The organism is Pseudomonas sp. RA_5y_Pfl1_P24 (assembly GCF_963970945.1).
GTDB classification, from domain to species: domain Bacteria; phylum Pseudomonadota; class Gammaproteobacteria; order Pseudomonadales; family Pseudomonadaceae; genus Aquipseudomonas; species Aquipseudomonas tritici.
Window position 1 is genome coordinate 132,286 of sequence record NZ_CAXAOJ010000007.1, and the last position, 23,443, is coordinate 155,728.

Here is a 23,443-nt window from a genome sequence, read left to right on the forward strand (position 1 = left end):
ATGGCTCGGTCTGGCTGGTGAGCATAATCGTTATTGTTGATCTTTTGCGAACAAGAAAAGGTGGAAGTTTAATGTTCCCTGCCAACAACTATAGATTTTCAGCTATTTATAACCTTTGTTCGACAGTCCTTCATGTAGCGCCAGTATCACGTCCACAGCAACAAGCCATTTACGCGCTGATCAAGGATAGACCATGAGCCTTCCAATGCTGGCCGAACTGCCGGCCATTCTCTTGCCAAAAGCCCAGCGGGCCGAGCAGTCATTTCGTGACGCCGTGGCCGCGCTGGACGACGATCATGGACTTTCTGCGTGGACGCCGCAACGGTGGGCCGATTTCGTCCGCGTGTGCGCCGCCAGTGATTTCGTCATTGAACAGAGTGTTCGTGACCCTTTGATGTTGCTCGAGCTGGTGGCCTGGGGCGAGCTGGACCGGGGTTTCGCCCCTGGCGAGCTGTGCGGGCAAATTGCTGGCGCAGTGCAACAAGCCGAAACAGAAGACGAGCTGGGCCGTGTGTTGCGTCGCCAGCGTACTCGCCAGCAAGTGCGCATCATCTGGCGCGATTTGACCCGCCAGGCGGGCCTGGTGCAAACCTGCCGTGACCTTTCCGACATGGCCGACGCGAGCATCGACCAGGCCTACCAGTGGCTGTACCAGCGCCACTGCGCGCAGTTCGGCACGCCTACCGGCCGGCGCAGCGGCGAGCCGCAGCACATGGTTATCCTCGGCATGGGCAAGCTCGGCGCGGTGGAGCTGAACCTGTCGTCGGATATCGACCTGATCTTCGCGTATCCCGAAGGCGGCGAAACCGTCGGTGTTAAACGCTCCCTGGACAACCAGGAATTTTTCATCCGCCTTGGTCAAAAACTGATCAAGGCCCTCGACCCGATGACGGTTGACGGCTTTGTGTTCCGCGTCGATATGCGCCTGCGCCCCTACGGTTCCGCGGGCGCGTTGGTGCTCAGCTTCAATGCGCTGGAGCAGTACTACCAAGACCAGGGTCGTGACTGGGAACGCTACGCCATGATCAAGGCGCGGGTGGTGGCGGGCGATCAGGTGGCGGGTGCGCAACTGCTCGACATGCTGCGACCGTTCGTTTATCGGCGCTATCTGGACTTCTCCGCCATCGAAGCGCTGCGCACCATGAAGCAGTTGATCCAGCAGGAAGTGCGGCGCAAAGGCATGGCCGAGAATATCAAGCTGGGCTCTGGCGGTATCCGCGAAGTGGAATTTATCGCCCAGGCCTTCCAGCTGATCCATGGCGGCCGCGACCTCAGCTTGCAACAGCGGCCGCTGCTCAAGGTGCTCGGCACCCTGGAGGGTCAGGGTTACCTGCCGCCGGCGGTGATCGCCGAATTGCGCAATGGCTACGAATTCCTGCGTTATACCGAACATGCGATCCAGGCGATTGCCGACCGCCAGACGCAAATGCTCCCGGACGACCCGGAAGATCAGGCGCGCATTGCCTTTATGCTGGGGTTCGCCGACTGGGCCGCGTTCCATGAGCGCCTGATGTACTGGCGCGGGCGCGTGGATTGGCATTTCCGCCAAGTGATTGCCGATCCAGACGAAGAAGAGGGTGAAGAGAGCGAACTGGTAGTGGGCGGTGAGTGGTTGCCGTTGTGGGAAGAATCCCAAGACGACGAAGCGGCCTGCCGCCAATTGGCCGAAGGCGGGTTCACTGACGCGACCAAGGCGCTCAAAGCGTTGGCCGGCCTGCGCAGCAGCCCCCAGCTGCGTGCCATGCAGCGCCTGGGTCGCGAACGCCTGGATGCATTTATCCCGCGTCTGCTCGCCCAGTCTGTCGAACACGCCAACCCCGACCTGGTGCTGGAGCGTGTGTTGCCGCTGGTGGAAGCGGTCGCTCGGCGTTCTGCCTATCTGGTGCTGCTCACGGAAAACCCCGACGCGTTGCGTCGCCTGTTGACCCTGTGCGCCGCCAGCCCGTGGATCGCCGAACAGATCACACGCTTCCCGCTGCTGCTGGATGAACTGCTTAACGAAGGCCGTTTGTTCAAGCCGCCATTGGCGCCGGAGCTTGCGGCTGAGCTGCGCGAGCGCCTGACGCGCATCCCCGAGGACGACCTTGAGCAACAGATGGAAGCCTTGCGTCACTTCAAGTTGGCTCACCGCCTGCGCGTGGCCGCGTCTGAAATCGCCGGCAGCTTGCCGCTGATGAAAGTCAGCGACTACCTGACCTGGCTCGCCGAGGCCATCCTCGAGCAAGTGCTGGCCCTGGCCTGGCGCCAGACCGTCGCGCGCCACGGCTCGCCGCAGCGGTTGGACGGTACGCTGTGCGATCCTGGGTTCATTATTGTCGGTTACGGGAAAGTCGGCGGGATCGAACTGGGGCATGGTTCGGACTTGGACCTGGTGTTTATCCACGACGGCGACCCGCAGGCCGAAACCGATGGCGCCAAGCCGATTGATGGCGCGCAGTTCTTCACGCGCCTGGGCCAGCGGATCATTCACCTGCTGACCACCCAGACCAACTCCGGCCAGCTGTATGAAGTGGACATGCGCCTGCGGCCTTCCGGCGCCTCCGGGCTGCTGGTCAGTTCACTGGGAGCGTTTGATCGCTATCAACAAAATGAAGCCTGGACCTGGGAACACCAGGCATTGATCCGTGCGCGGGTGCTGGTCGGTAGCCAGGATGTGGGGCATGGGTTCGAACGGGTCCGGGCTAAAGTGTTGGGTCGGGAGCGGGATCTGGCCAAGCTGCGCCAGGAGGTCAGCGAGATGCGCGCGAAGATGCGTGACAACCTGGGTACCAAGACCACGGCGGCCGGCACTGGCGCCAATGCCTTCGAAGCCACGGCGGCGTTCGACCTCAAGCAGGACGCCGGAGGTATCGTCGATATTGAATTTATGGTGCAATACGCGGCTTTGGCATGGTCTGCGCAACATCCATCGTTGCTGCGCTATACCGACAATATCCGCATTCTGGAAGGCCTGGAGCAGGTGGGCTTGATGCCCGCCGCCGATGCCCACCTGCTGCGTGAGGTGTATAAGGCCTACCGTTCCGCCGCGCACCGCCAGGCCTTGCAAAACGAGGCCGGTACGGTGGCCGGGGATCAGTTCGCCGACGAGCGGCGCCAGGTGATGCGAATCTGGAAAGAACTGGGGTTAAGCTGAAACTTGATGAATTGAGCGACGCCGATCTGATGTGGAAACCGGCTTTATGTGGGAGCGGGCTTGCTCGCGGAGCAGGCGCTGCGGTCTGTCTATCGGGCCGCGGTGATGCCTTCGCGAGCAAACCCGCTCCCACACAAACCGGTGTTCACACAAACCCGGTCTTATAGTCATTATCGAGGCGGGGAGGCATAAGCCTCCCCGCATCGTTTGTGGAAACTACATGAATATTCTGATCGTTGGGCCCAGCTGGGTCGGTGACATGGTGATGGCGCAGACACTGTTTCAGTGCCTGCGCATGCGCTACCCAGACTGCCAGATCGATGTGCTCGCCCCTGAGTGGAGCCGGCCGATCCTTGAGCGCATGCCCGAGGTGCGCAAGGCCTTGAGCTTCCCGCTCGGTCACGGTGCCCTGGAGTTGGCGACCCGCCGCCGCATCGGTAAATCCCTGGCGGGCGAATACAACCAGGCGATCCTGTTGCCCAACTCGCTCAAGTCGGCGCTGGTGCCGTATTTTGCCGGCATCCCCAAACGCACCGGCTGGCGCGGCGAGTTTCGCTACGTGCTGCTCAATGATGTGCGCAGGTTGGACAAAGCCCGCTACCCGCTGATGATCGAGCGTTTCATGGCCCTGGCGTATGAGCCGGGTGCAGAGTTGCCCAAGCCGTATCCGCGCCCGAGCCTGCAGATCGACCCGGTCAGCCGCGACGCCGCCCTGGCCAAGTTCGGCCTGCAACTCGACCGCCCGGTCCTGGCGCTGTGCCCAGGGGCCGAGTTTGGCGAGTCCAAGCGCTGGCCGTCGGAACACTACGCCAAGGTCGCCGAGGCCAAGATCCGCGAAGGTTGGCAGGTGTGGTTGTTTGGTTCGAAGAAGGATCATCCGGTGGGTGAAGATATTCGCCAGCGCCTGATTCCCGGCCTGCGCGAAGAGTCGGTCAACCTCAGTGGTGACACGTCCCTGGCCGAGGCCATCGACCTGCTGTCCTGCGCCGATTCGGTGGTGTCCAACGACTCCGGCCTGATGCACGTCGCCGCCGCGCTGAACCGCCCATTGGTGGCGGTGTACGGCTCCACTTCCCCTGGTTTCACCCCGCCTTTGGCCGATAAGGTCGAAGTCGTGCGCCTGGGCCTGGAGTGCAGTCCGTGCTTTGAGCGCACTTGCCGTTTCGGTCACTACAACTGCATGCGCCAATTGCTGCCGCAACCGGTGAACGAAGCCTTGCAGCGGTTGCAGGGCTCTGTGGTCGAGGTCCGATAGTTTGCGCGTACTGGTAATCAAGACCTCATCCCTGGGCGATGTGATCCACGCGTTGCCGGCACTGACCGACGCAGCGCGGGCGATCCCCGGCATTCAATTCGACTGGGTCGTGGAAGAAGGCTTCGCCGAGATTCCCACCTGGCATCCGGCGGTCGACAAGGTCATCCCGGTGGCAATTCGTCGCTGGCGCAAAAACATCTGGCAGACCCTCAAAAGTGGCGAATGGCGGCGCTTCAAGCAGCAGGTCCAGTCGACCAAGTACGACCTGGTGATCGACGCCCAAGGGCTGCTTAAAAGCGCCTGGCTGACCCGCTATGTACGTGCCCCGGTAGCCGGCTTCGACAAGCACTCGGCCCGCGAGCCGTTCGCAGCACGCTTCTACTCCCGGCGCCTGGCCGTGGCCCGCGGGCAGCATGCGGTGGAGCGTTTGCGCCAACTGTTCGCCGTGGCGCTGGGTTATGACTTGCCCAAAGGCTTGGGCGACTATGGCCTGATCGTCGACAAGCTGCTCGGCCTGCCGCCGAAAAAGCCCTTCGTCCTGCTGCTGCACGGCACCACATGGGACACCAAGCACTGGCCCGAAACCTACTGGCGCGAGCTGGCCGAACGCATGGGGCGCCTGGGTGTGGACGTGAAATTGCCCTGGGGCAACGCCGCCGAAAAAGCCCGCGCCGAACGCTTGGCCCAGGGCCTGCAAAACGCCGAAGTGCTGCCCAAGCTGAACCTGGCCGGTGTCGCCCGCGTATTGGCCGGCGCCCGCGCCTGCGTGGCGGTGGACACCGGTCTCGGTCACCTGGCTGCTGCGCTGGACGTGCCGACCATTTCCCTGTTCGGCCCGACCAACCCTGGCCTCACGGGTGCCTATGGCAAGGGCCAGATTCACCTGGCCAGCGACTTCCCCTGCGCGCCCTGCCTGCAAAAGCACTGTACCTATCAACCGACGGCCGACGACCTGCGTCGGTTCGACATCACGCGCGAGTCGCCCCTGTGCTTCACGCGCCTGAACCCTGAGCGTGTGGCAAGCCGACTGAGCACGTTGTTATTGGCTGAGGAGCTGCACTGATGCAACTGGCTTTTGTTCTGTACAAATATTTCCCCTTCGGCGGCCTGCAGCGTGACTTCATGCGCATCGCCCTGGAATGCCAGCAGCGCGGCCATCAGATTCGTGTCTACACGCTGATCTGGGAAGGCGATATCCCGCCCGGTTTCGAAGTGCTGGTGGCGCCGGTCAAGGCGTTCTTCAACCATCGGCGCAACGAGAAACTCAGCGCCTGGATGGAGGCCGACCTGGCCAAGCGCCCAGTGGACCGCCTGATTGGTTTCAACAAAATGCCTGGCCTGGACGTGTACTACGCCGCCGACGGCTGCTTTGAAGACAAGGCGCAAAACCTGCGCCATTCGCTGTACAAAAGCTTTGGCCGTTATCGCCACTTTGCCGAGTACGAGCGCGCGGTGTTTGCCAAGGATGCCAAGACCGAAGTCCTGATGATTTCCGAAGTGCAGCAGCCGCTGTTCATCAAGCATTACGACACCCCGCTGGAACGCTTCCACTTGCTGCCGCCGGGCATTGCCCAGGACCGGCGCGCGCCGCCGAACGCCGCCGAGATTCGCGAAGGTTTCCGCCAGGAATTCAACCTGGGCGCAGACGATCTGTTGCTGGTGCAGATAGGCTCCGGCTTCAAGACCAAGGGCGTCGACCGCAGCCTCAAGGCCGTGGCCGCCTTGCCATCGGAGCTGAAAAAACGCACGCGCCTGTTTGTAATCGGCCAGGACGACCCCAAAGTACTCCAGTTGCAGAGCGCCACGTTGGGGCTGGGCGATAACGTGCAGTTCCTCAAAGGCCGCAGCGATATCCCGCGCTTCCTGCTGGGCGCCGACCTGTTGATCCACCCGGCGTACAACGAAAACACTGGCACCGTATTGCTCGAAGCCCTGGTGGCCGGGCTGCCGGTGCTGGTCTCGGCGGTGTGTGGTTATGCCCACTACATCCATGAGGCCGACAGCGGCCTGGTACTGGATGAGCCGTTTGAACAAACGCAGCTGAACCAGTATTTGGCCCAGATGCTCACCGACACTGCACAGCGCGCGGCCTGGAGCCGCAATGGGTTGGCCTTCGCCGAGACGGCCGACCTCTACAGCATGCCGCAGCACGCGGCAGATGTGATTCTGGCGGAGCCAAAACGATGAAATTGATTCTTGCCGAACCGTTCAAGACGTTGTGGGCCGGGCTTGATGCCTTTGCCGAAGTCGAGAAACTGCAAGGCCAGGTATTCCGTGAGCTGGCGGCGCGTCGCACCTTGCGCACCGAGGTCGATGGCCGCCCGTTTTTCGTGAAAATCCATCGCGGCATTGGTTGGGCGGAAATCTTCAAGAACCTGATCACCGCCAAGTTGCCGGTGCTCGGCGCCGGCCTGGAGTGGGACGCCATCCACCGTTTGCAGGCACTGGGTGTGCCGACCATGACCGGCGTGGCGTTCGGCGAAAAGGGCAGCAACCCGGCGGACCAGCATTCGTTCATCATCACCGAAGAGCTGGCGCCGACGATCAGCCTGGAAGACCTGACGATCAATTGGGTGGCCGAGCCGCCTGCGCCTGCGTTGCGCCACGCCCTGACGGCTGAGCTGGCGCGCATGGTCGGTGATATGCACCGAGGTGGCGTCAATCACCGCGACTGCTACCTGTGCCACTTTCTGCTGGACACCTCGAAGCCCATTGATGCCAGCACGATCAAGCTGTCGGTGATCGACCTGCACCGTGCCCAATTGCGGGCCCATCTGCCGCTGCGCTGGCGCGACAAGGACCTGTCGGCGCTGTACTACTCAGCGCTGGAAATCGGCCTGACCCGCCGCGACAAGCTGCGCTTTCTCAAGGGCTACTTCCGCCAACCGCTGCGCCAGATCCTGGCCGAGCAATCGGCGTCGTTGAGCCTGATGCAGCGCAAGGCCGACAAGCTCTATGCGCGCAAGCAACGTTACGGGGATGCAATCTGATGGCGGGCTGGATTCTGGAGCCTGCCTACTCCCACCTGGCGGATGATTTTGGAAGCCTCGAAGCCGTCTTTGCCCTGCAAGGCGAGCGACTGACCCGCGACCCGCTGTCGGAGGTGGTCCGGGTGGAGCGCGGCGGGGTCAATTACTACGTCAAGCGCTACGTCGGCGCCGGCAAAGGCTTGCGGCGTTACCTGGGCAAGCCCCGGGTCAAGTCCGAATGGCAGAACCTCAAGCGCTTCGCCAAGTGGGGCATTCCCACTGCCGACGTGGTTGCCTGGGGCCTGGAACGCAAAGGCCTGGCCTACGACCGTGGTGCGATGATCACCCGCGAGTTGCCGAGGACGGAAGACCTGTCGGTGCTGGCCGAGCGTAATGATGCACGCCTGCGCGATCCGAAGTGGGTCGGCGCGGTGAGCCGCCAGCTCGCTGAATACACGCGCACCCTGCACGATCATCGGTTTACCCATAACGATTTGAAGTGGCGCAACCTGCTGATCGACGACCAGACCACCCTGTACCTGATCGATTGCCCCAACGGCGATTTCTGGCGCGGCTTCTGGCTCAAGTACCGTATTACCAAAGACCTGGCCTGCCTGGACAAGGTGGCCAAGTATCACCTGTCCGCCACTCAGCGCCTGCGCTTCTACATGCAGTACCGTCAGCGCCGGCACCTGAGTGCTTCGGACAAGCAGCGTATTCGCCACGTGGTGAAGTTTTTCGAGGGACGTGAATGAGTGATTTCCTGGCGGCTGAAGACCGTGCGCTGCTGGAGCGCAACGGCCTGGCGACGTTCGATGCCCTGTGGGCCAAACAACTGGATGCGGTGGACGAGCCGAATACCAGTCGCGGCGGCTGGAGCAGCGTGTTTCGCCTGGAGCTCGACGGCCACGGTTACTACCTCAAGCGCCAGAGCAATTACCTGACGCGCAGCCTGCACCGCCCCTTTGGCGAACCGAGTTTCTCCCGCGAATTCCGCAATATCAGCCGTTACCGCAAGCTCGGTATTCCGGCCTTGCAAGCGGCGTTCTACGGGGAGCGCAAAGTCGCTGGCGAACACCGCGCGATGCTGTTGACCCGCGCCCTGGACGGCTGGAATGACCTGGATTCGTTGCTGGAGCAGTGGCCTTCACTGAGCGATGCCCAGCACCGTGCGATCCTGCTGGCCTGTGGCCAACTCGCACGCCGACTGCACAGCGTCGGCCAGGTGCATGGCTGTTTCTACCCCAAGCATATTTTCCTGCGGGCCACCGGTGACGGTTATGCCGCGCAGTTGATCGACCTGGAGAAAACCCGCCCGCTGCTGTTCGGCTGGCGTGATCGGGTCAAGGATCTGGAGCCGTTGTTGCGTCGCGCACCACAATGGTCCGATGCGCAGGTCTGCCAACTGTTGGCGGCGTATCTGGAACAGCCTGAGGGCAGCGAGTTGGTCGCCACTTGGTTCCAGCGCCTTGGCGCCCGTCGTAGCCATAAGGAAAACCGTTGATGCGTTTGTCCGAGCTGAAAACCGCCGGCCGTACTCCCACCCTGCCGCTGACGATTGAGCTGGTCGATGCGGCGGGCCCAGGCCAATTGCAACTGCTGAGCCTGTTGCGTGTGCTGCCGGGCGAGCGCTACGTAGGCGCAGCGGTGTGGCGCGGGCGTCCGGTGCTGGCCAAGTTGCTGGTGGGCAGCAAGGCGGCGCGGCACTTTCAGCGTGAACTCAACGGGGTGCGCCTGCTCGCCGAGCAAGGCCTGACCACACCGTTGTTGCTGGCCGATGGCTTGCAGGACGGCGAGGGCGGTTGGCTGTTGTTCGAATTTATCGAAGGCGCCGAGAGCTTGGCGGATGCCTGGCACGCGGTCGAAGGCCTGCCGCCCTTGGTCGACGAGCAAACGGCGGTGCTTGCCGAGGCATTGGGTGCGATTGCCCTGATGCACACCAAAGGCCTGTGGCAGGAAGACCTGCACCTGGACAACTTGCTGCGTCGGGACGGAAAGCTGTATTTGATCGATGGTGCCGGGATTCGCGTGGAAGAGGCGGGCAAGCCCCTGTCGCGCAACCGCGTACTGGAAAACCTTGGGGTGTTTTTCGCCCAATTGCCGAAGCATCTCGAGCCGTTTAACGAAGAGCTGCTGGTGTATTACCTGCTGGGCAACGGCGAGCACGCGTTGCCCTTGGAGGCCTTGGAGAAGCAGGTGCGCAAGGTCAGCGCTTGGCGCCTGAAGGACTTTCTCAACAAGGTCGGTCGCGAATGCACGCTGTTCAGTGTGCTGCGCGGGCCGTTTGCCCTGCGTGTAACCCGTCGCGAGGAAGAAGTCGCGATGCTGCCGGTGCTGGAACAGGCCGATGCCTTGCTCGAGCAGGGCCACTTGTACAAGACCGGTGGAACCGCCACGGTGGCCAAGGCCGAAGTGGCGGGTCGCCCATTGGTGATCAAACGTTACAACATCAAGAGCTTCGCTCACTGGTTCAAGCGCTTCTGGCGCCCAAGCCGTGCCTGGCATTCCTGGCGTGAAGGCAATCGCCTGGTGTTCCTCGGTATCGCTACGCCCAAGCCGCTGGCCGTGCTGGAAAAGCGCTTTTTCGGCCTGCGCGGTCGCGCTTACCTGATTACCGAATTCCTGCCGGGGCCGGACATCATCGAGCGCTTTGCGCCTTACGTTGAGAACGGTGACGCGCCGGAAAACGAATTGCTCGCCCTGGATCGCCTGTTCGCCGAGCTGATCCGCGAGCGCATCAGCCATGGCGACTTCAAGGGGCATAACCTGTTCTGGGACAAGGATCGCTGGTCGTTGATCGACCTGGATGCCATGCGCCAACACAGCACCCAAGCCAGCTTCGCCCCGGCGTTTGCCAGGGACCGCGCGCGGTTCATGCGTAATTGGCCGCAGGACAGTGCGTTGTATCAACTGATTGATCAGCGCCTGCCCAAACAGCTCGAGGCCTGAAGGCCGGTTACTGAGCCTTGACCAGCGTCGTACGAATGTCGAACTTGTTCTGAATATTGTCCTGGCTGGCGAAGAAGTACCCGTAGTCCTCCAGGTACATGACGGTGCTGGTGGCGTGGTATTGATCGCCAGCGGCGGTGCAATTGAGTGCTTTGGCATTGCCGCTCAGCGCCGAGTTGAGTGTACTGGCCGCCAGTTCGCGTTCCACGACGCAGGTCGAATCGCGGGACAGCAGGCGCTCCTCTTCGGCGGTAGTGCGATTGCGCTCCTTCACCTTGAACCCCAGCCTAGCGCGACGATAATCGCGATGTGTTTCATGAGCGTTCCTTGCAGGCTAGAGGGGGATCAGGGCCTTTCGACCGCCCGCATCGCGTTTTGTGCGCGGCGCGCTGATCAGAATTGGTACTCCGCGCCCGCACCCGCATACCACGAGCGACCCGGTGCCGCTTCGTAGTAGCGGTTGTTGCCATCGCCGACGATCACCGAGCCGACGTACTGGCGGTCGAGCAGGTTATCCAGGCGCAGGGTCTGGTGGAAGGTCCAGTGTTCGACCTTCTGCTCGAAACGCGCACGCCAGTTGAACACGCTGTAGGCCGGTGCGGCGTGTTGGCTGTTGGTGTCCTCGACGTAGACCTTGCTGCGGTAAATGCCTTCGATGGCGGTGCTGACCCAGTCGCGGGGCTTCCAGTTCAGTTCGGCGAACAGCGTGGTTTGCGGCACGCCGGGCAGGTAGTTGCCCTTGTCGACGGCGGTGCTGCCGCCGCTGACGAAGTCGCTGTCGTAAGTAGCTTGCAGGCGGGTGTAGGCGAGGCTGCTGCTCCACTGTTCGCTGAGCTGGCTTTCGAGGCCCAGTTCGAAACCGCGGCGCAGGGTGCGGCCGGCGTTTTGGTAAGTCGTGCGACCGCCGCTGGATTGCTGAACCACTAACTCGTCTTCGGTGGTGATTTGGAACACGGCAGCGTTGATGCGGGTGTCCTGGCCGACACGTGCTTTCAAGCCGACTTCATACTGTTTGCTGACCGATGGCTTGAGCGCGAAGTTGAAGCTGTTCGAGTTGCTTGAATAGGCGGATTCAGCTTGCGTCGGCGTTTCAAAACCTTTGCCGGCGCTCACGTAGCCGTGCAAGTCAGGCGTAAACGCGTACATGACGCTGACCGATGGCGTGTTTTTCTGGTAGGTCTTGCTGCCGCTGTCGTTGCCGTCGCTGAGGAAGTGGTCGTCCACGTCCATCTTCATGGTGCTGTGGCGAAGGCCGGCTTGCAGGGTCCAGTCCCCCAGTAGCCAGTTGGCTTGCACGAACGGGTCGAGGCTGGTGGCGGTGTCGATTTCATCACGGCCGAGTGCGCCTTTGACTCCGTGCACACCGTTGACGGTGTTGGAATAGCCTTGGCGATCATCCTCGCTGCGGTCGTAGTCGAGGCCGGCGATTAGCGTCAGGTCGCCGGGTGTGCTGGTGATGGGTTGCAGCCAGTGGACGGAACCGCCGTAGAACTTGCGGTCGAAAGCCACCACACCGCCGCGAGCATTGGCGGGGTTTTTCACGCCACTGGCGAACTTGTCAGGAATCGACAAATACTGAATCACACTCCGCCGTCCCGTATACCCATTCACCTGCAACGTCGCATCGCCGATATAGCGCTCGTAATTCATCCCCAATTGCTGATGATCGATACTTTTGCGCGTGTTGTACGTCAGCGCATTCGCACTCACCGAGCGTGGATCGGCCTTGTACGCTGACCACGTCTGCCCTAGCGGGTCCTGCGTGCCATTCTGCTCCAGGCTGCTGTAGATCAGCGCCAGCTTGCTGTCGTCATCCGGCTGGAAGTTGAGCTTGGCAAAGGTCTGGTCACGTCGCGCGCTGCTGTGGTCGCGGTAGCCGTTGGTGTCCATGCGCGAGGCGTCGATCACGAAGCCTGCTCCGTTGGTGGCGCCCTCGGCGGTCAGGTGGTTTTTGTTCAGGCCGTTGCTGCCCACCAGGGTTTCGGCGCCGATGCGCGGCGGGCCTTCGCCGTCGCGGGAGAACATCTGGATCACCCCGCCGGCATTGCTGCCATACAGGGTGGCTGCCGGCCCACGCAGTACTTCGATGCGCTCGGCGGTGTCGAGGTTGAAGGTGGCAGCCTGGCCCTGGCCGTCCGGCGTGCTGGCCGGAATGCCGTCGGCGATCAGCTTGATGCCGCGCACGCCGAATGCCGAGCGGGCACCAAAGCCTCGGGAGGAAATCTGCAAGTCCTGAGCATAGTTCTGGCGGTTCTGCACCACCAGGCCGGGCACGCGGGAGAGGGCTTCGGAGGCATTGATGCCGAGTTGACCGTCGCTGATCTGTTCACGGTTGATGCCGTCCACCGAGTAGGGCAGGTCGAAGGTCGGGCTGGCGCTGCGTGAGCCGCTGACCACGCTCGGGTCGAGGACCAAAGGCGTGTCATCGGCCAGTGCCGTATTGCTCAGCGTGAGCAGGCCTGGCAGCAACAGGGTGAAGCGGGCGAGGGTGTTCATCAGTCAGCCGGAATCCGTGGCGCGCATGGGAGGTAAACGCGCAAAGGGGCGCGAGTTTAGTGAATCAGGCGAGTTTTATCATTTAGGAATCGTCTTACGCAGCGAATCGGTGTTCCCGCCCTGGGTCGCCATCCGTTGTGATGTTAGCGTGGCCAGCCTTGGCAGTAACAATGGCTGAAGGGTCAAAAGGGTGGGGTCATGAGGATTACGTCGAAAGTCTTGTGGGTTGCGGTGTCTTTTTCGCTGGCCGGTTGCGGCACCATCAATACCGTCTTCCGACCCGACGCCGTGACCAGCCAGAACCTCAAGGACTCACGCAGCCATTGCGAAAACGTGCCGCGCATCTACAGCGGGGTGATCTACGGGTTTTGCACGCTCAATGGCGAGCCAGCGTCTGACAAGAGCCTTAAGGACAAGAGCCTGATAGACCATGGGGGCAGCGTGTTGCCTATCCTCGCCGTGGAGTTCGTCGCCTCCGGCGTGCTGGACACCCTGGTGCTGCCCTACACCATTTACCGCCAGAATAGGGACGGCAGCATCGAGATCTTCCGCTGATCCCTCTTGACGCTTGTCGCTAACAGCTCCCCACTGCTTTTAAGCTATAATCCCGCCCTTTAGCTGTTTCCTGCCCAGGCAGGGGGCACACTTTTTTCAGGCGTAACCCGCCTGCATGCAGACTAAAAGAGGCTAGACCCCTGTGGCATTGACGATTCTTGGCCTGTCCGGCGCCCTTAGTCATGATCCTTCCGCAGCCTTGTATATCGACGGCAAGCTGATCGCGGCCGCCGAAGAAGAGCGCTTCGTACGCGACAAACATGCAAAGAACCGCATGCCTTACGAATCGGCGAAGTTCTGCCTGGAACAGGCCGGTATCAAGCCTTCCGACGTTGACGTGGTCGCGATCCCGTTCGCCCCGATCAGCCTGTTCGGCGAGGCGCGCTGGCACTACGCCAAGCGTTACTGGTACGCCCCCGACCGCGCCCTCGACGCGATCCTGATGGGCAACCGTCGCTACAAGCGCTACCGCAACAAGATCGTCTGGTGCCTGGAGCAACTGGGCTTCGATCCTAAGAAAATCAAGATCGAACCGGTTGAACATCACCTGGCCCACGCCTCGAGCGCCTATCACTGCTCTGGTTTCCAGGAGAAAACCGCGATCCTCGGGATCGACGGTAAAGGTGAGTACGCCACCACGTTCTTCGGCTACGGCGAAAACGGCAAGATCCACAAGATCAAGGAATTCTACGATCCAGACTCCCTCGGTGGCCTGTATGGCGCGATCACCGAGTTCCTCGGTTTCGAGATGCTCGACGGTGAGTTCAAGGTAATGGGCATGGCGCCGTACGGCGATGCCAGCAAGTACGATTTCTCGCGCCTGGCCTCCTTCGAGAACGGCGAGTTGGTGATCAACACCGACTACGCCAACGTCATCGGCCTGCGCCGCTACAAAGAGAAGGGCAAGGGCTTCTACTTCTCGCCAAAACTGATCGAGTGGCTGGGCCCAAAGCGCGAAGGCGATATCGCCGACGAGCCGTACATCCACTACGCCGCCAGCATGCAAGCGCTGTTCGAGAAACTGGCCCTGCAGATGATCGACCACTACCTGGGCGACATCCTCAAGGACACCGGCAAACTGGCCTTCGCCGGCGGTTGCGCGCTGAACGTCAAGCTGAACCAGAAGATCATCGCCCGTGACGACGTCAAAGAGCTGTTCGTGCAGCCGGCGTCGGGCGATGCCGGCACTGCGGTCGGTGCGGCGGCATATGTGTCCCACGCCCGTGGTGTGCCGGTCGAGAAGATGGAACACGTCTACCTCGGCCCGTCCTACAGCAACGAAGACGTGATTGCCGCGTGCGCCAAGCACGAGAGCAAGCCGAACTGGCGCAAGATCGAGAACATGCCACAGCGCATCGCCAAGATCATGGTCGACGGCAACCCGGTGGCCTGGTTCCAGGGCCGCATGGAGTTTGGTCCGCGTGCCCTGGGCGGTCGTTCGATCATCGGTTGCCCGAGCGCCACCGGTGTGGCGGATCGCATCAACCACCAGATCAAGTTCCGCGAGCGCTGGAGGCCTTTCTGCCCGTCGATGCTCGACACCGTGGCCCCGCAGATGATCAAGGTCGATCACCCGGCGCCGTTCATGACCTTCACCTTTGAAGTGTCCGAAGAGTGGAAGACCCGCGTGCCGGAAGTGGTCCATGAAGATGGTACCTCCCGCGCCCAGGTGCTCAAGCGCGAATACAACCCGCGCTACTACGACATGATGAAAGAGCTGGAAGTGCTCACCGGCAACGGCGTGTCCCTGAACACCTCGCTCAACCGTCGTGGCGAAGCGATGATCTGCTCGCCGACCGACGCGCTGAACATGTTCTTCGGCTCTGACCTGCAGTACCTGATCATGGAAGACATCCTGGTCGTCAAGGATGGCGTGGACCCTTATGACGCGCTCGGCTGACCGCCACGTCCTGCAGTTCTGCCACGGCTATGACGGGCCATTCCTCGATTGCGCGCGGCAGTACGCCAGTTTGTTCGCAGGGTCAGGCTACAAGGTGACCACTGTGTTTCTCACCGGGGTCGCCGACCCTGAGGTGGCGGCCGGTTGCGCCAGTGATGAAGTGTTGTTCATGGAGTACAGCTCGAAGGCCATCCGTGGCCTCAAGCTGGGCGCCATCGCCGAGATGCGCAAGATTGCCGCGTCGCGCAACTTCAGTTTCTGCATCGCGCACCGCGCCAAGCCGATCTACATCGCGCTGCTCGCCACGCGCTTGCAGGTGATTGGCGTGCATCACGCTTTTGGCGACTACCAGCGCCGGGGGCGTCGGCTGTTTGCAACGATTTTCCGCCAGCGCCTGAGCTTGTTGGGCGTCTCCGATGCCGTGCGCGATGACATCCGTCGCTGCCTGCCGAAATGGCCGGCGGCGCGTATCCAGACCTTGTACAACCGCATTGATGTCGAAAACCTGCAGGCCCAGCAGGTTTCGAAGGATGAGGCGCGCGACGCCCTTGGCTTGTCGCCGGATGAGTGGGTGGTCGGCAATGTCGGCCGCCTGCACCCGGACAAGGATCAGGCCACGCTGCTCAAAGGTTTTGCCCTGGCATTGCCAACGTTACCAGCTGAAAGTCGTCTGGCGATCCTCGGCACCGGGCGCCTGGAGCAGGACCTGAAAGAGCAGGCGCGCGAGCTGGGGATTGCCGACAAGGTTGTGTTTCTCGGCCAGGTGCCGGAGGCGCGTCGCTATTTCCGTGCGTTTGATGTGTTTGCGTTGAGCTCCGACCACGAACCCTTTGGCATGGTGTTGCTGGAAGCCATGGCGGCCGGCGTCCCCTTGCTCGCCACCGCCTGTGGCGGCGCGCGGGAAGTGGTTGAGGGCGTTGGTATCCTGTTTCCCTTCGGCGACGGCGAGCACCTGGCCCAAGGGCTGGGACACTTGGCTGCGATGGATCAGCAGCAGCAGCGCCAGTGCGCCGAGTTAATGCTGGAGCGCCTGCACGCACGATTCTCGGATCAGGCGGTGCGCGCTACTTTCTGGCAACTGCCGCATGTCATTGAACTGACCGCGAGGGCTTGATGCTCAATCGATTTCAAGGCTGGCGCGAGCGCGGCTGGTCCGTCGTCGATGCGCCTGCATACAGCGAGGCCTGGCAGCGTTTTGGCGGCAGCGTCGCGACGCATCCGCAAGTGATCGAACGCCTGGCCGGGTTGGCGCAGATTCCGGTGCGTTACTTGGCCTGGGAGCAGGCGGGTGAGCTCAAAGCGTGCATTGCCACCTGGGGGCGCGACCTGGCGCTGTCCAAGGATGTACTTAAGCGCAGTGGCAAGAAAGGCCTGTTCGATCTGGGCAATGCCGAGCTGATCCTGCCGGCCGCCGCCGACGCGCAGGCGCCGCTGAGGCAGCGTGCGCGCTACCTGTCTGCGCTGAACGAAGGGCGTTTCAGCGGCCTCAAGCTCCAGGCCGAGCAGTTGGCCATGGCGCGCACGCCCGAAGAACTGTCGAAGAAGTTTCGCTACAACCAGCGCCGCGAACTGCGTTTGCTGGAAGAGGCGGGCGGCGTGGTGCGGTCGGTCAGTGAGTTTTCCAGTGCGGAGCTGGCGTCCATCTACTGTGACCTGTTCCTGCGCCGCTGGGGCTTCACCGCCACAGGCGCCGAGCGCATGGCCGAGGTGATCGAGCTGATGCGCGAGTGGTTGATCGGCTCGGTGATTTTTCTGAATGACGCACCCATCGCAATCCAGTTGGTGTATCGGGTCGAGTCGCCGCAATGGATCAGTGTGGAGTACGTCAACGGTGGGGTCGATCCTGAAACTCGCGCCTTTAGCCCCGGCAGCGTGCTGAGCTTTCTCAATACCCAGAACGCCTGGGAGCAGGCACGCGAAGTCGGCAAGCCACTGCGCTTTTCCTTTGGTCGCGCCGACCGCGAATACAAGGACCGTTGGTGCAACCCTGTGCAGGTATTCAGCGTATGACCCGCAAGCAGCAATTGCTCAAACGTCACCGGCGCAACAAGCGTACGGCGCTGATCATTGGTGTGTTGCTGCTGTTGCTGGTCGGCATCCTGGTGGTCTGGTGGTTACCGTTGCTGTTGGCCCTGCTGGCCTGGGTGGCCCATGAAGCGTGGTTTGCCGACCACCTGTTCTACGCGCCGAATGAAGATTACCAGTACCGGTTTGCGGCGGATGCCGAGCTGGCGGGCGTGCGCTTGGAAAATGGGCGCTTGCTGCTGGATCAGCCGGTAGACGCGGACGCGACGATGGTGATGGCGATCAAGGTCAAAAGCACTTGGCTGGGCCGTTTTTTTGACCCGAGCGTCGAGCTGGTGGACGATCGGCAAACCTTTGAGCGTGGCGTCAACGGTGTGCGTTACCTGAACCTCAGCGGTTTGGCGCTGAGCGACTTAACGTTGCGCGGTCGCCATTGCCGATTGCTCGGCACGCCCCGTCTGTGGGCCTGGACCCATCCGGACTACCGCGCACAGCGCGTAATGGTGATCGCGCCCCACGCCGACGATGCTGAATTGGCGGCCTTCGGCCTGTACAGCCAGGCTGAAAATCCCTGGATCGTCACCCTGACGGCAGGTGAAATCGAAGCCGAGCATTATGAGCAGATGGGCCTGGACGCGGTCGAAGCCTCGCGCATCAAAGGCCGCCTGCGTGCCTGGGACAGCATCGCCGTGCCGCTCTGGGCGGGAGTGCCCCAGGCCCACTGCGTGCAGCTGGGCTATTTCTGCCTGCAGTTGCAGGCGATGCAGGCCGCGCCGGACCTGCCGTTCGCCTCCCGCGAGGCAGAGCTGACGGACGTGCGGCCATTCCGTCAGTTCAACCCCTTTCCATTACCGGCGGACAGCGACGGCCTGCCCACCTGGAACAATCTGTTGGCCGACCTGCGCCAAGTACTGTTAATGGCGCGCCCGGAAGTGATCGTGTTGCCGCATCCGGTATTGGACCCGCATCCAGACCATGTCTGTGCGCAGCAAGCCGTGATGGAGGCGCTGCAAGGGCTGGAGTGGCAGCCGACCACTGTGCTGGGCTATGCCAACCACTTGCATGACAATGATCGTTGGCCAATGGGCGACGCCGGAGCCGGTATTGCGTTGCCACCGTTGTTCGACGCGACCGTGGAGTTGCTGCCGTGCAACCTGCCGCTGACGTTGGCGCAGCAGCGTGATAAGGCCATGGCGCTGGGCATGATGCATGACTTGCAGCCGGCACCGCCGTTCAAGCGCTGTGTGCGACGCTGGTTGCAGCGGGTGTTGGCAGGTCGCGCGAAATCGCCCTACGGTGAGAACGAATTTTTCCGTAAGGCCGTACGACGGCATGAGTTGTTCTGGCGTTTGGGAAAGGATAAGTAATGAAAGTCTTGTTTCTGGTGCAGAAAGAGCAGCGCGCCATCCTCGACCGCTTGTACGAAGGTGTGGCCGAGCACTGCGAATGTGATATCCGCTGGTTGAGCAGCGATGAGCAGCGCAACCTGCGCGGTTACTTTCGGCGCGAAGTCGACGTGACCCGTTACGACCGTATTGTGTTCTTCCTGCGCTTCAAGCAGGAAATCCGCCAGGCCGGGTTTATCCGTACGATCCCAAACCTGGTGATCCTCGAGCACGACGCTTACCAGAACTACATTCCCTGCAAGTACACCGGCAAATTCAGCGCCCACTACCGTCGCTTGCCGTGGGTTCGCGTGATCAGTTCAGGCTACATGGTGACCGAGCGCCTGCGCGCCGAAGGTTTCGATGCGGTGTTCGTGCCCAAGGGCTATGACCAGGCACTGCTACAGCCCCAGGATCGTGAACGAGATATCGAACTGGCGTTTGTCGGTAGTACCAACAGCGTGGCCTATAGTGGTCGCAAGGCTCTGCTCGATGAACTGGCGCGGGTTGAACCTTTGGTGGTGACGCGCACCAAATCGGGTGAGGAATACTGCGCGACCCTCAACCGGATTCGTTTTTTCGTCAGTGCCGATGTGGGCATGGGCGAGTACATGATCAAGAACTTCGAAGCCATGGCCTGTGGTTGCGTGTTGCTGGCCTTCGATCAGGGAGCCGAGGAAAACGCGGCCCTCGGGTTCGAAGACATGGTCAATGTGGTGTTCTACAAGGACATCCCGCAGTTGCAGGAAAAACTGGCCGTGCTGCGGGCCAACCCGCAGTTGGCGGCAGACATCGCGCGCAGTGGGCAGGACTTGGCCGTCGGCCAGTTCGGTTTCGCCCGTATCGGCCAGCGTATTGTCGAAGTCCTCGAGCCGCCCTTGCGGCCTCGTGCGCCATTGAATGTGCTGGAAAGGTTGCGTCTGAAGGTGGGCGTTTAATATCGGTCAGATATGGCCGCAAATAGTGGCTATATGATATTATCGAGGCTTGAATGCAGTTCTCCGATCAAAGCGACATAACGCTCGTGGTGACCAGTTGTGGTCGCTTCGATTTATTGAAGCGGACGCTCGAGAGCTTCGATCTGTTCAATACGGCGGATATCCGCGAAGTTTTCATTACCGAAGACTCTGGCGATGAAGCCGTGCGCCTTGCGGTGCCGCCGCACTGGCACGGCCATTGCCATTTCCTGATCAACCGCCCGAAGCTTGGGCAGTTGGCATCCGTCGACTTGGCCTACGCGTCGGTCAAGACCCCCTACATATTCCATTGCGAGGATGATTGGGCGTTTTATCGACCAGGCTTTGTCGAAGACTCCAAGGCGGTACTGGAGCAGCGACCCGATATTTTGCAGGTGTGGTTGCGTAACTACGTTTATGACTTGCAGGTGCACAGCCCTTATATCCATCTGGGGCCACGTGAGGTGATTGGCGGGGTGCCGTGTTATCCCCTGCTGTCCGACAAGCCTGAGTGGCAGGGTTTTTCGCTGAATCCCGGGTTGCGGCGTATCAAGGAATATCGCTTGTGCGCGCCCTACGCCGGATTCGAGGGTGAGAAGGGGCTATCCAAGCGTTACGCGCAGCTGAACCTGGCGGCCGTGACACTGGAAGGCGATGCGGTTTTGCACACGGGTTTCGGTTTGCATGTGGCGACGGCAGAAGAGCGCTTGACCAAGGCGCGGCGCAAGCGGCGAGAGCGGATCAAGCTGGCAGTCATGTTGGCACTGGGTGTCGGTATCGGCTGGTTGATCCATTAAGTACATACAGCAAGCCACCATAACGCCGCAAAAGGTCATTTTTCAGATGAGTATCCTCAACATCATGTGGGCCGGTGGTTCTGCATTCGCTTCGGTGCAGAAGGTTCACCAACAGATACTTTCCCACGCCATTTGCCGGGCACCGATCGCTACCTGGTTGCTTCAAGGCGGTTCGGATGAGAGCGCGCCGGCATTGGAATGGAACTTCTCCTCCGCCCAGCTCAAGGGGCGGCACCTTTGGAAGTTGCTGGCACCCTGGATGCGCGCGCGTTTTCAGAAGGCGCTGCCTGACGATCTGGAAGTTGTGCTGCTGGACGGGGTTGGTGTGGCCCGGGTGATGTTGCCGGTGCTCAAGCACTTGCCACATGTGCGCGCCGTCGTCGTGTTCCATGGCGTCACGCGCATGCGCCGGGCGGATCAGAAGCTCTTCGAACAGTTTCCGGCTACGCAACTGACCTTGGCGGCTGTTTCGCAAACCCTGGCTCACTCGCTTGAGCGTTACCTGCAGCGGCCCGTGACAGTGCTGCGCAGCGCTTTCGATCCGGTGGCTTTCCGTGCGGCTGCGCTTTCTCGAGCGCAGGCGCGGTCTCGCCTGGGCCTGTCTTTGGACGCCTCGCCCGTGTTGGGGGCGGTAGGCCGGCTGGTAGACGGCAAGGGTTTTGGCTGTTTGCTGGACGCGTTTGCCGGCGTGTCGGCCCAGCAGCCGGATGCGCGGCTGGTGATTATCGGCGAGGGTGCTGCTAGGCAGACCCTGGAAGCGCGTATCGAACAGCTCGGCTTGCAGGGCAAGGTTTCGTTGCCGGGCCATCTGCCGGACGCCGCGACGCTTTACCGGGCCTTCGACTGGGTCGCCATTCCGTCGACGCAAGAAGGCTTGGGGTTGATCCTGCAAGAGTCGGTGATGGCGGGCGTGCCCGTTCTGACCAGCGAATTGGCCGTGTTTCGCGAGCAACTGGCGAATGCGGGCTGGTACGCGCCGTCAGACGATGTGCAGGCCTGGGGCAGTCTGATGGAGCGTGCGTTCGCCACATCGATCCAGGAAGTACTGGAGGCTCAGGCGCAAGCGCTGGCCCCGGACCAAGCCTGGAAAGATTTCAGTGAAACCTCCCAGCGCCTGTTTTCATGCCGCTAGCAACGCCTGCTCCAGTGCCTGCATTGGAAAGCGTTCGTTCAGCTTCTCGCGTGCAATATAACGTGCAAAGTGCTGCAAGTTGCGCCGTGCGAGTTCCGGGCTCAGCGGCGCGCGCAAAAAGCGCATATCCGCCACATCGATCAGCCCCATTTCGTTATCCGGTGTGACAACAATATTGCCCAGGTGCAGGGAGCGGAAGTAAATCCCCGCACCGTGCAAGCGGCGGATCAGCGCCACCAGCGGATCGAGGTTCGATTGCCAGTCATAGCCTTCCTTGTTGGAAATCTGACGCAGCGTTTCACCCGGCAGCGGGCGATACAGTACGGCGGTCATGCCGGGCGCGGCCAGTTGAAAGAATGCGAGTACGGTCACGGTGGGGATGCCACGCTGTTGCAATTGCGCCACATTGTCGATGAATCGCTTGGAGTAGGGGCGCAACAGCGCTGACGAAAACAGACGCTTGCGGCGAAACAGTTTTAGGATATTCCCGTCGGCCAACAGGTAGACTTTGGGGCCGTAGCTGTCCTGTTCGAGGATTCGGGCACCTTCAATCATCGCGTTTAAATCGGCTTGGGGAAGCCTTGAACATTGCATCGTCGGAAAGCCTTGTGGGAGTCGCGGGCACAGTGATCGGTAATAATGCCGAAAGTTTTGGGTTTTAACCATGCCGGGTTGGCGGGTTGTACGTATTCAGGAGCGGGTGATGCAAGTAAGTCGTTGGGCGCAGATATGGATGATTTTCGGGTTACTTTGGTTTTTGCTGGCGATTGCTTTCGCGCCGACCAACAAGATTTATCAACAAGGTTTGACGCTGTTTCTCTGGTTGCCCGCCATGGTGTTTGCCTGGTCGGCGCGTGAGCGCCTCAAGGAAGTCTGGCGTGAACAGCGCTGGATGTGCCTGATGATTGCGGCGCTTGCCGTCTGGGGTGCAGTCAGTTTGTCGTGGACCAATGCCGAAGACCCTTCGCGCGAGGCCAAGCGCTTGCTGTACATCGGCGTGTTCCTGCTTTTTTTTCCGGTGTTGGCCTGCGGGCAGACCGAGCGAGTCATTCGCGTGATGCAGTGGGGTGGTTTCGGCCTGGCCCTGTCTTCGCTGGTGACGATCATCAAGTTCTATGGCCTTGAGCATAACGCCTGGAGTGCGCGAATCGAGGGCTTGGGGCAGTTGTCCCATCCGATCCTGGGCGCCTATGTGATTGGCCTGGCCGCCGTCTGGTTGCTGCACTGGCTGCCGCGTGGGCGCTGGATGCAGGTGGCGTGGGCGGTGTCCATTGCGCTGCTCGGGCTCTTTGTGGTGCTCAGCCAAAGCCGCGGTGCCGCACTGGCCTTGCTGCTGACCGTCGTGGCGATGCCGGCCTGGTGCCGTGACCGACGCACCACCGTGATCGCTATCGCGGCAGTCGTGGCGGCGCTGGCGGTGTTCTTCGCCATGCAATCGCTGATGTTGGCCCGTGGTGTGTCCTACCGGCCGCAGATCTTCATGGCGGCCGTCCAGATGATTTCCGAGCGCCCGTGGACCGGTTTGGGCCTGGGTGGCGACTACAAGGTATTTGCCGACGGTCTTTATTTCGATCACGCCCACAACCTGTTCTCCCACGTCGCGATCGAACTGGGCCTGCCCGGCCTGCTGTTGTGGTGCGGGCTGTGGTTTGGCGTGTTGTGGCAAGCCTGGAAGGCCCGCGACACGCTCTATGGCAAAGGCATCATCGGTATGTGGATGTTTTCGTTCCTGGCCATGCAGTTCGATGCGGCCAGCCTAACGGGCACCCCGCGGGCCGAGTGGTTTATCTCGTGGCTGCCGATTGCGCTGGCCAGTGTCTTGGTCTGGGCTCGGGCCAACCCCGATGCATGTGATAAAGTTCGCGTCCTACCCAATCAGTGAGCTCGACAC

At 61.4% G+C, this 23,443-nt stretch carries 20 protein-coding genes; 17 read left to right on the forward strand and 3 right to left on the reverse strand.

Going from position 1 to position 23,443, the window contains the following annotated elements; translation table 11 throughout:
• Positions 1-193: 193 nt before the first annotated feature.
• The 8 genes from glnE to AACY30_RS13620 all read left to right on the forward strand — a co-directional run bounded on the left by glnE (position 194) and on the right by AACY30_RS13620 (position 10,306).
• Complete coding sequence (gene glnE / locus AACY30_RS13585; RefSeq protein ID WP_339540474.1) at positions 194-3,133, forward strand: bifunctional [glutamate--ammonia ligase]-adenylyl-L-tyrosine phosphorylase/[glutamate--ammonia-ligase] adenylyltransferase; 2,940 nt, start codon at positions 194-196, stop codon at positions 3,131-3,133.
• A gap of 220 nt (positions 3,134-3,353) precedes the next feature.
• Positions 3,354-4,388 carry a lipopolysaccharide heptosyltransferase II gene (waaF, locus tag AACY30_RS13590; protein WP_339469265.1) on the forward strand — a complete coding sequence of 345 codons (1,035 nt, stop codon included), beginning with the start codon at positions 3,354-3,356 and terminating at the stop codon, positions 4,386-4,388.
• 1 nt (position 4,389) lies between these two features.
• A complete protein-coding gene (gene waaC, locus AACY30_RS13595; protein ID WP_339540475.1) occupies positions 4,390-5,451 on the forward strand; it encodes a lipopolysaccharide heptosyltransferase I in 1,062 nt (353 codons plus the stop codon).
• Positions 5,451-6,575 carry a glycosyltransferase family 4 protein gene (locus AACY30_RS13600; protein ID WP_339540476.1) on the forward strand — a complete coding sequence of 375 codons (1,125 nt, stop codon included), beginning with the start codon at positions 5,451-5,453 and terminating at the stop codon, positions 6,573-6,575. Before waaC ends, AACY30_RS13600 begins: the two co-directional genes overlap by 1 nt.
• Positions 6,572-7,378 (forward strand): lipopolysaccharide core heptose(I) kinase RfaP, encoded by an 807-nt coding sequence (gene rfaP / locus AACY30_RS13605; protein WP_339415603.1) that lies wholly within the window; start codon positions 6,572-6,574, stop codon positions 7,376-7,378. The genes AACY30_RS13600 and rfaP overlap by 4 nt, the downstream gene beginning before the upstream one ends.
• Positions 7,378-8,112, forward strand: coding sequence for a lipopolysaccharide kinase InaA family protein (locus AACY30_RS13610; protein ID WP_339540477.1), 735 nt, complete (start codon positions 7,378-7,380; stop codon positions 8,110-8,112). Before rfaP ends, AACY30_RS13610 begins: the two co-directional genes overlap by 1 nt.
• On the forward strand, positions 8,109-8,861 hold the full coding sequence (locus tag AACY30_RS13615) for a lipopolysaccharide kinase InaA family protein (protein ID WP_339469271.1): 753 nt from the start codon (positions 8,109-8,111) through the stop codon (positions 8,859-8,861). The genes AACY30_RS13610 and AACY30_RS13615 overlap by 4 nt, the downstream gene beginning before the upstream one ends.
• Entirely contained in the window at positions 8,861-10,306 is a 1,446-nt protein-coding gene (locus AACY30_RS13620) for a lipopolysaccharide kinase InaA family protein (RefSeq protein ID WP_339540478.1), read from the forward strand. The genes AACY30_RS13615 and AACY30_RS13620 overlap by 1 nt, the downstream gene beginning before the upstream one ends.
• Positions 10,307-10,313: 7 nt before the next feature.
• Here the strand turns inward: AACY30_RS13620 and AACY30_RS13625 are convergent, their stop codons facing one another.
• Positions 10,314-10,580: a hypothetical protein gene (locus tag AACY30_RS13625; protein WP_339469273.1), complete on the reverse strand. Its 267-nt coding sequence runs from the start codon at positions 10,578-10,580 to the stop codon at positions 10,314-10,316.
• 119 nt (positions 10,581-10,699) lie between these two features.
• A complete protein-coding gene (locus AACY30_RS13630; protein ID WP_339540479.1) occupies positions 10,700-12,802 on the reverse strand; it encodes a TonB-dependent receptor family protein in 2,103 nt (700 codons plus the stop codon).
• A 198-nt stretch (positions 12,803-13,000) separates the two neighbouring features.
• Here AACY30_RS13630 and AACY30_RS13635 point away from each other — a divergent pair, with 198 nt between their 5' ends.
• From AACY30_RS13635 to AACY30_RS13670, 8 genes are all read left to right on the forward strand, one after another.
• Complete coding sequence (locus tag AACY30_RS13635; RefSeq protein WP_339540480.1) at positions 13,001-13,357, forward strand: YceK/YidQ family lipoprotein; 357 nt, start codon at positions 13,001-13,003, stop codon at positions 13,355-13,357.
• A 142-nt stretch (positions 13,358-13,499) separates the two neighbouring features.
• Positions 13,500-15,257: a carbamoyltransferase family protein gene (locus AACY30_RS13640; protein WP_065875259.1), complete on the forward strand. Its 1,758-nt coding sequence runs from the start codon at positions 13,500-13,502 to the stop codon at positions 15,255-15,257.
• Positions 15,241-16,371 (forward strand): glycosyltransferase, encoded by a 1,131-nt coding sequence (locus AACY30_RS13645; protein ID WP_339540481.1) that lies wholly within the window; start codon positions 15,241-15,243, stop codon positions 16,369-16,371. The genes AACY30_RS13640 and AACY30_RS13645 overlap by 17 nt, the downstream gene beginning before the upstream one ends.
• Positions 16,371-17,267, forward strand: a complete 897-nt coding sequence (locus AACY30_RS13650; protein ID WP_339540482.1) for an antimicrobial resistance protein Mig-14 — start codon at positions 16,371-16,373, stop codon at positions 17,265-17,267. The genes AACY30_RS13645 and AACY30_RS13650 overlap by 1 nt, the downstream gene beginning before the upstream one ends.
• Positions 17,264-18,649, forward strand: coding sequence for a PIG-L deacetylase family protein (locus AACY30_RS13655; RefSeq protein WP_339540483.1), 1,386 nt, complete (start codon positions 17,264-17,266; stop codon positions 18,647-18,649). The genes AACY30_RS13650 and AACY30_RS13655 overlap by 4 nt, the downstream gene beginning before the upstream one ends.
• Positions 18,649-19,605: a glycosyltransferase gene (locus AACY30_RS13660; protein ID WP_339469283.1), complete on the forward strand. Its 957-nt coding sequence runs from the start codon at positions 18,649-18,651 to the stop codon at positions 19,603-19,605. The genes AACY30_RS13655 and AACY30_RS13660 overlap by 1 nt, the downstream gene beginning before the upstream one ends.
• A 53-nt stretch (positions 19,606-19,658) precedes the next feature.
• Positions 19,659-20,420: a glycosyltransferase family 2 protein gene (locus tag AACY30_RS13665; RefSeq protein ID WP_339540484.1), complete on the forward strand. Its 762-nt coding sequence runs from the start codon at positions 19,659-19,661 to the stop codon at positions 20,418-20,420.
• A 46-nt stretch (positions 20,421-20,466) separates the two neighbouring features.
• Positions 20,467-21,552, forward strand: a complete 1,086-nt coding sequence (locus AACY30_RS13670; RefSeq protein ID WP_339469285.1) for a glycosyltransferase — start codon at positions 20,467-20,469, stop codon at positions 21,550-21,552.
• Here the strand turns inward: AACY30_RS13670 and AACY30_RS13675 are convergent.
• Positions 21,541-22,107 (reverse strand): toluene tolerance protein, encoded by a 567-nt coding sequence (locus AACY30_RS13675; RefSeq protein WP_339540485.1) that lies wholly within the window; start codon positions 22,105-22,107, stop codon positions 21,541-21,543. The genes AACY30_RS13670 and AACY30_RS13675 overlap by 12 nt on opposite strands.
• Positions 22,108-22,255: 148 nt before the next feature.
• Between AACY30_RS13675 and AACY30_RS13680 the strand changes: the two genes are divergently transcribed.
• On the forward strand, positions 22,256-23,434 hold the full coding sequence (locus tag AACY30_RS13680) for an O-antigen ligase family protein (RefSeq protein ID WP_339540486.1): 1,179 nt from the start codon (positions 22,256-22,258) through the stop codon (positions 23,432-23,434).
• Positions 23,435-23,443 lie beyond the last annotated feature (9 nt).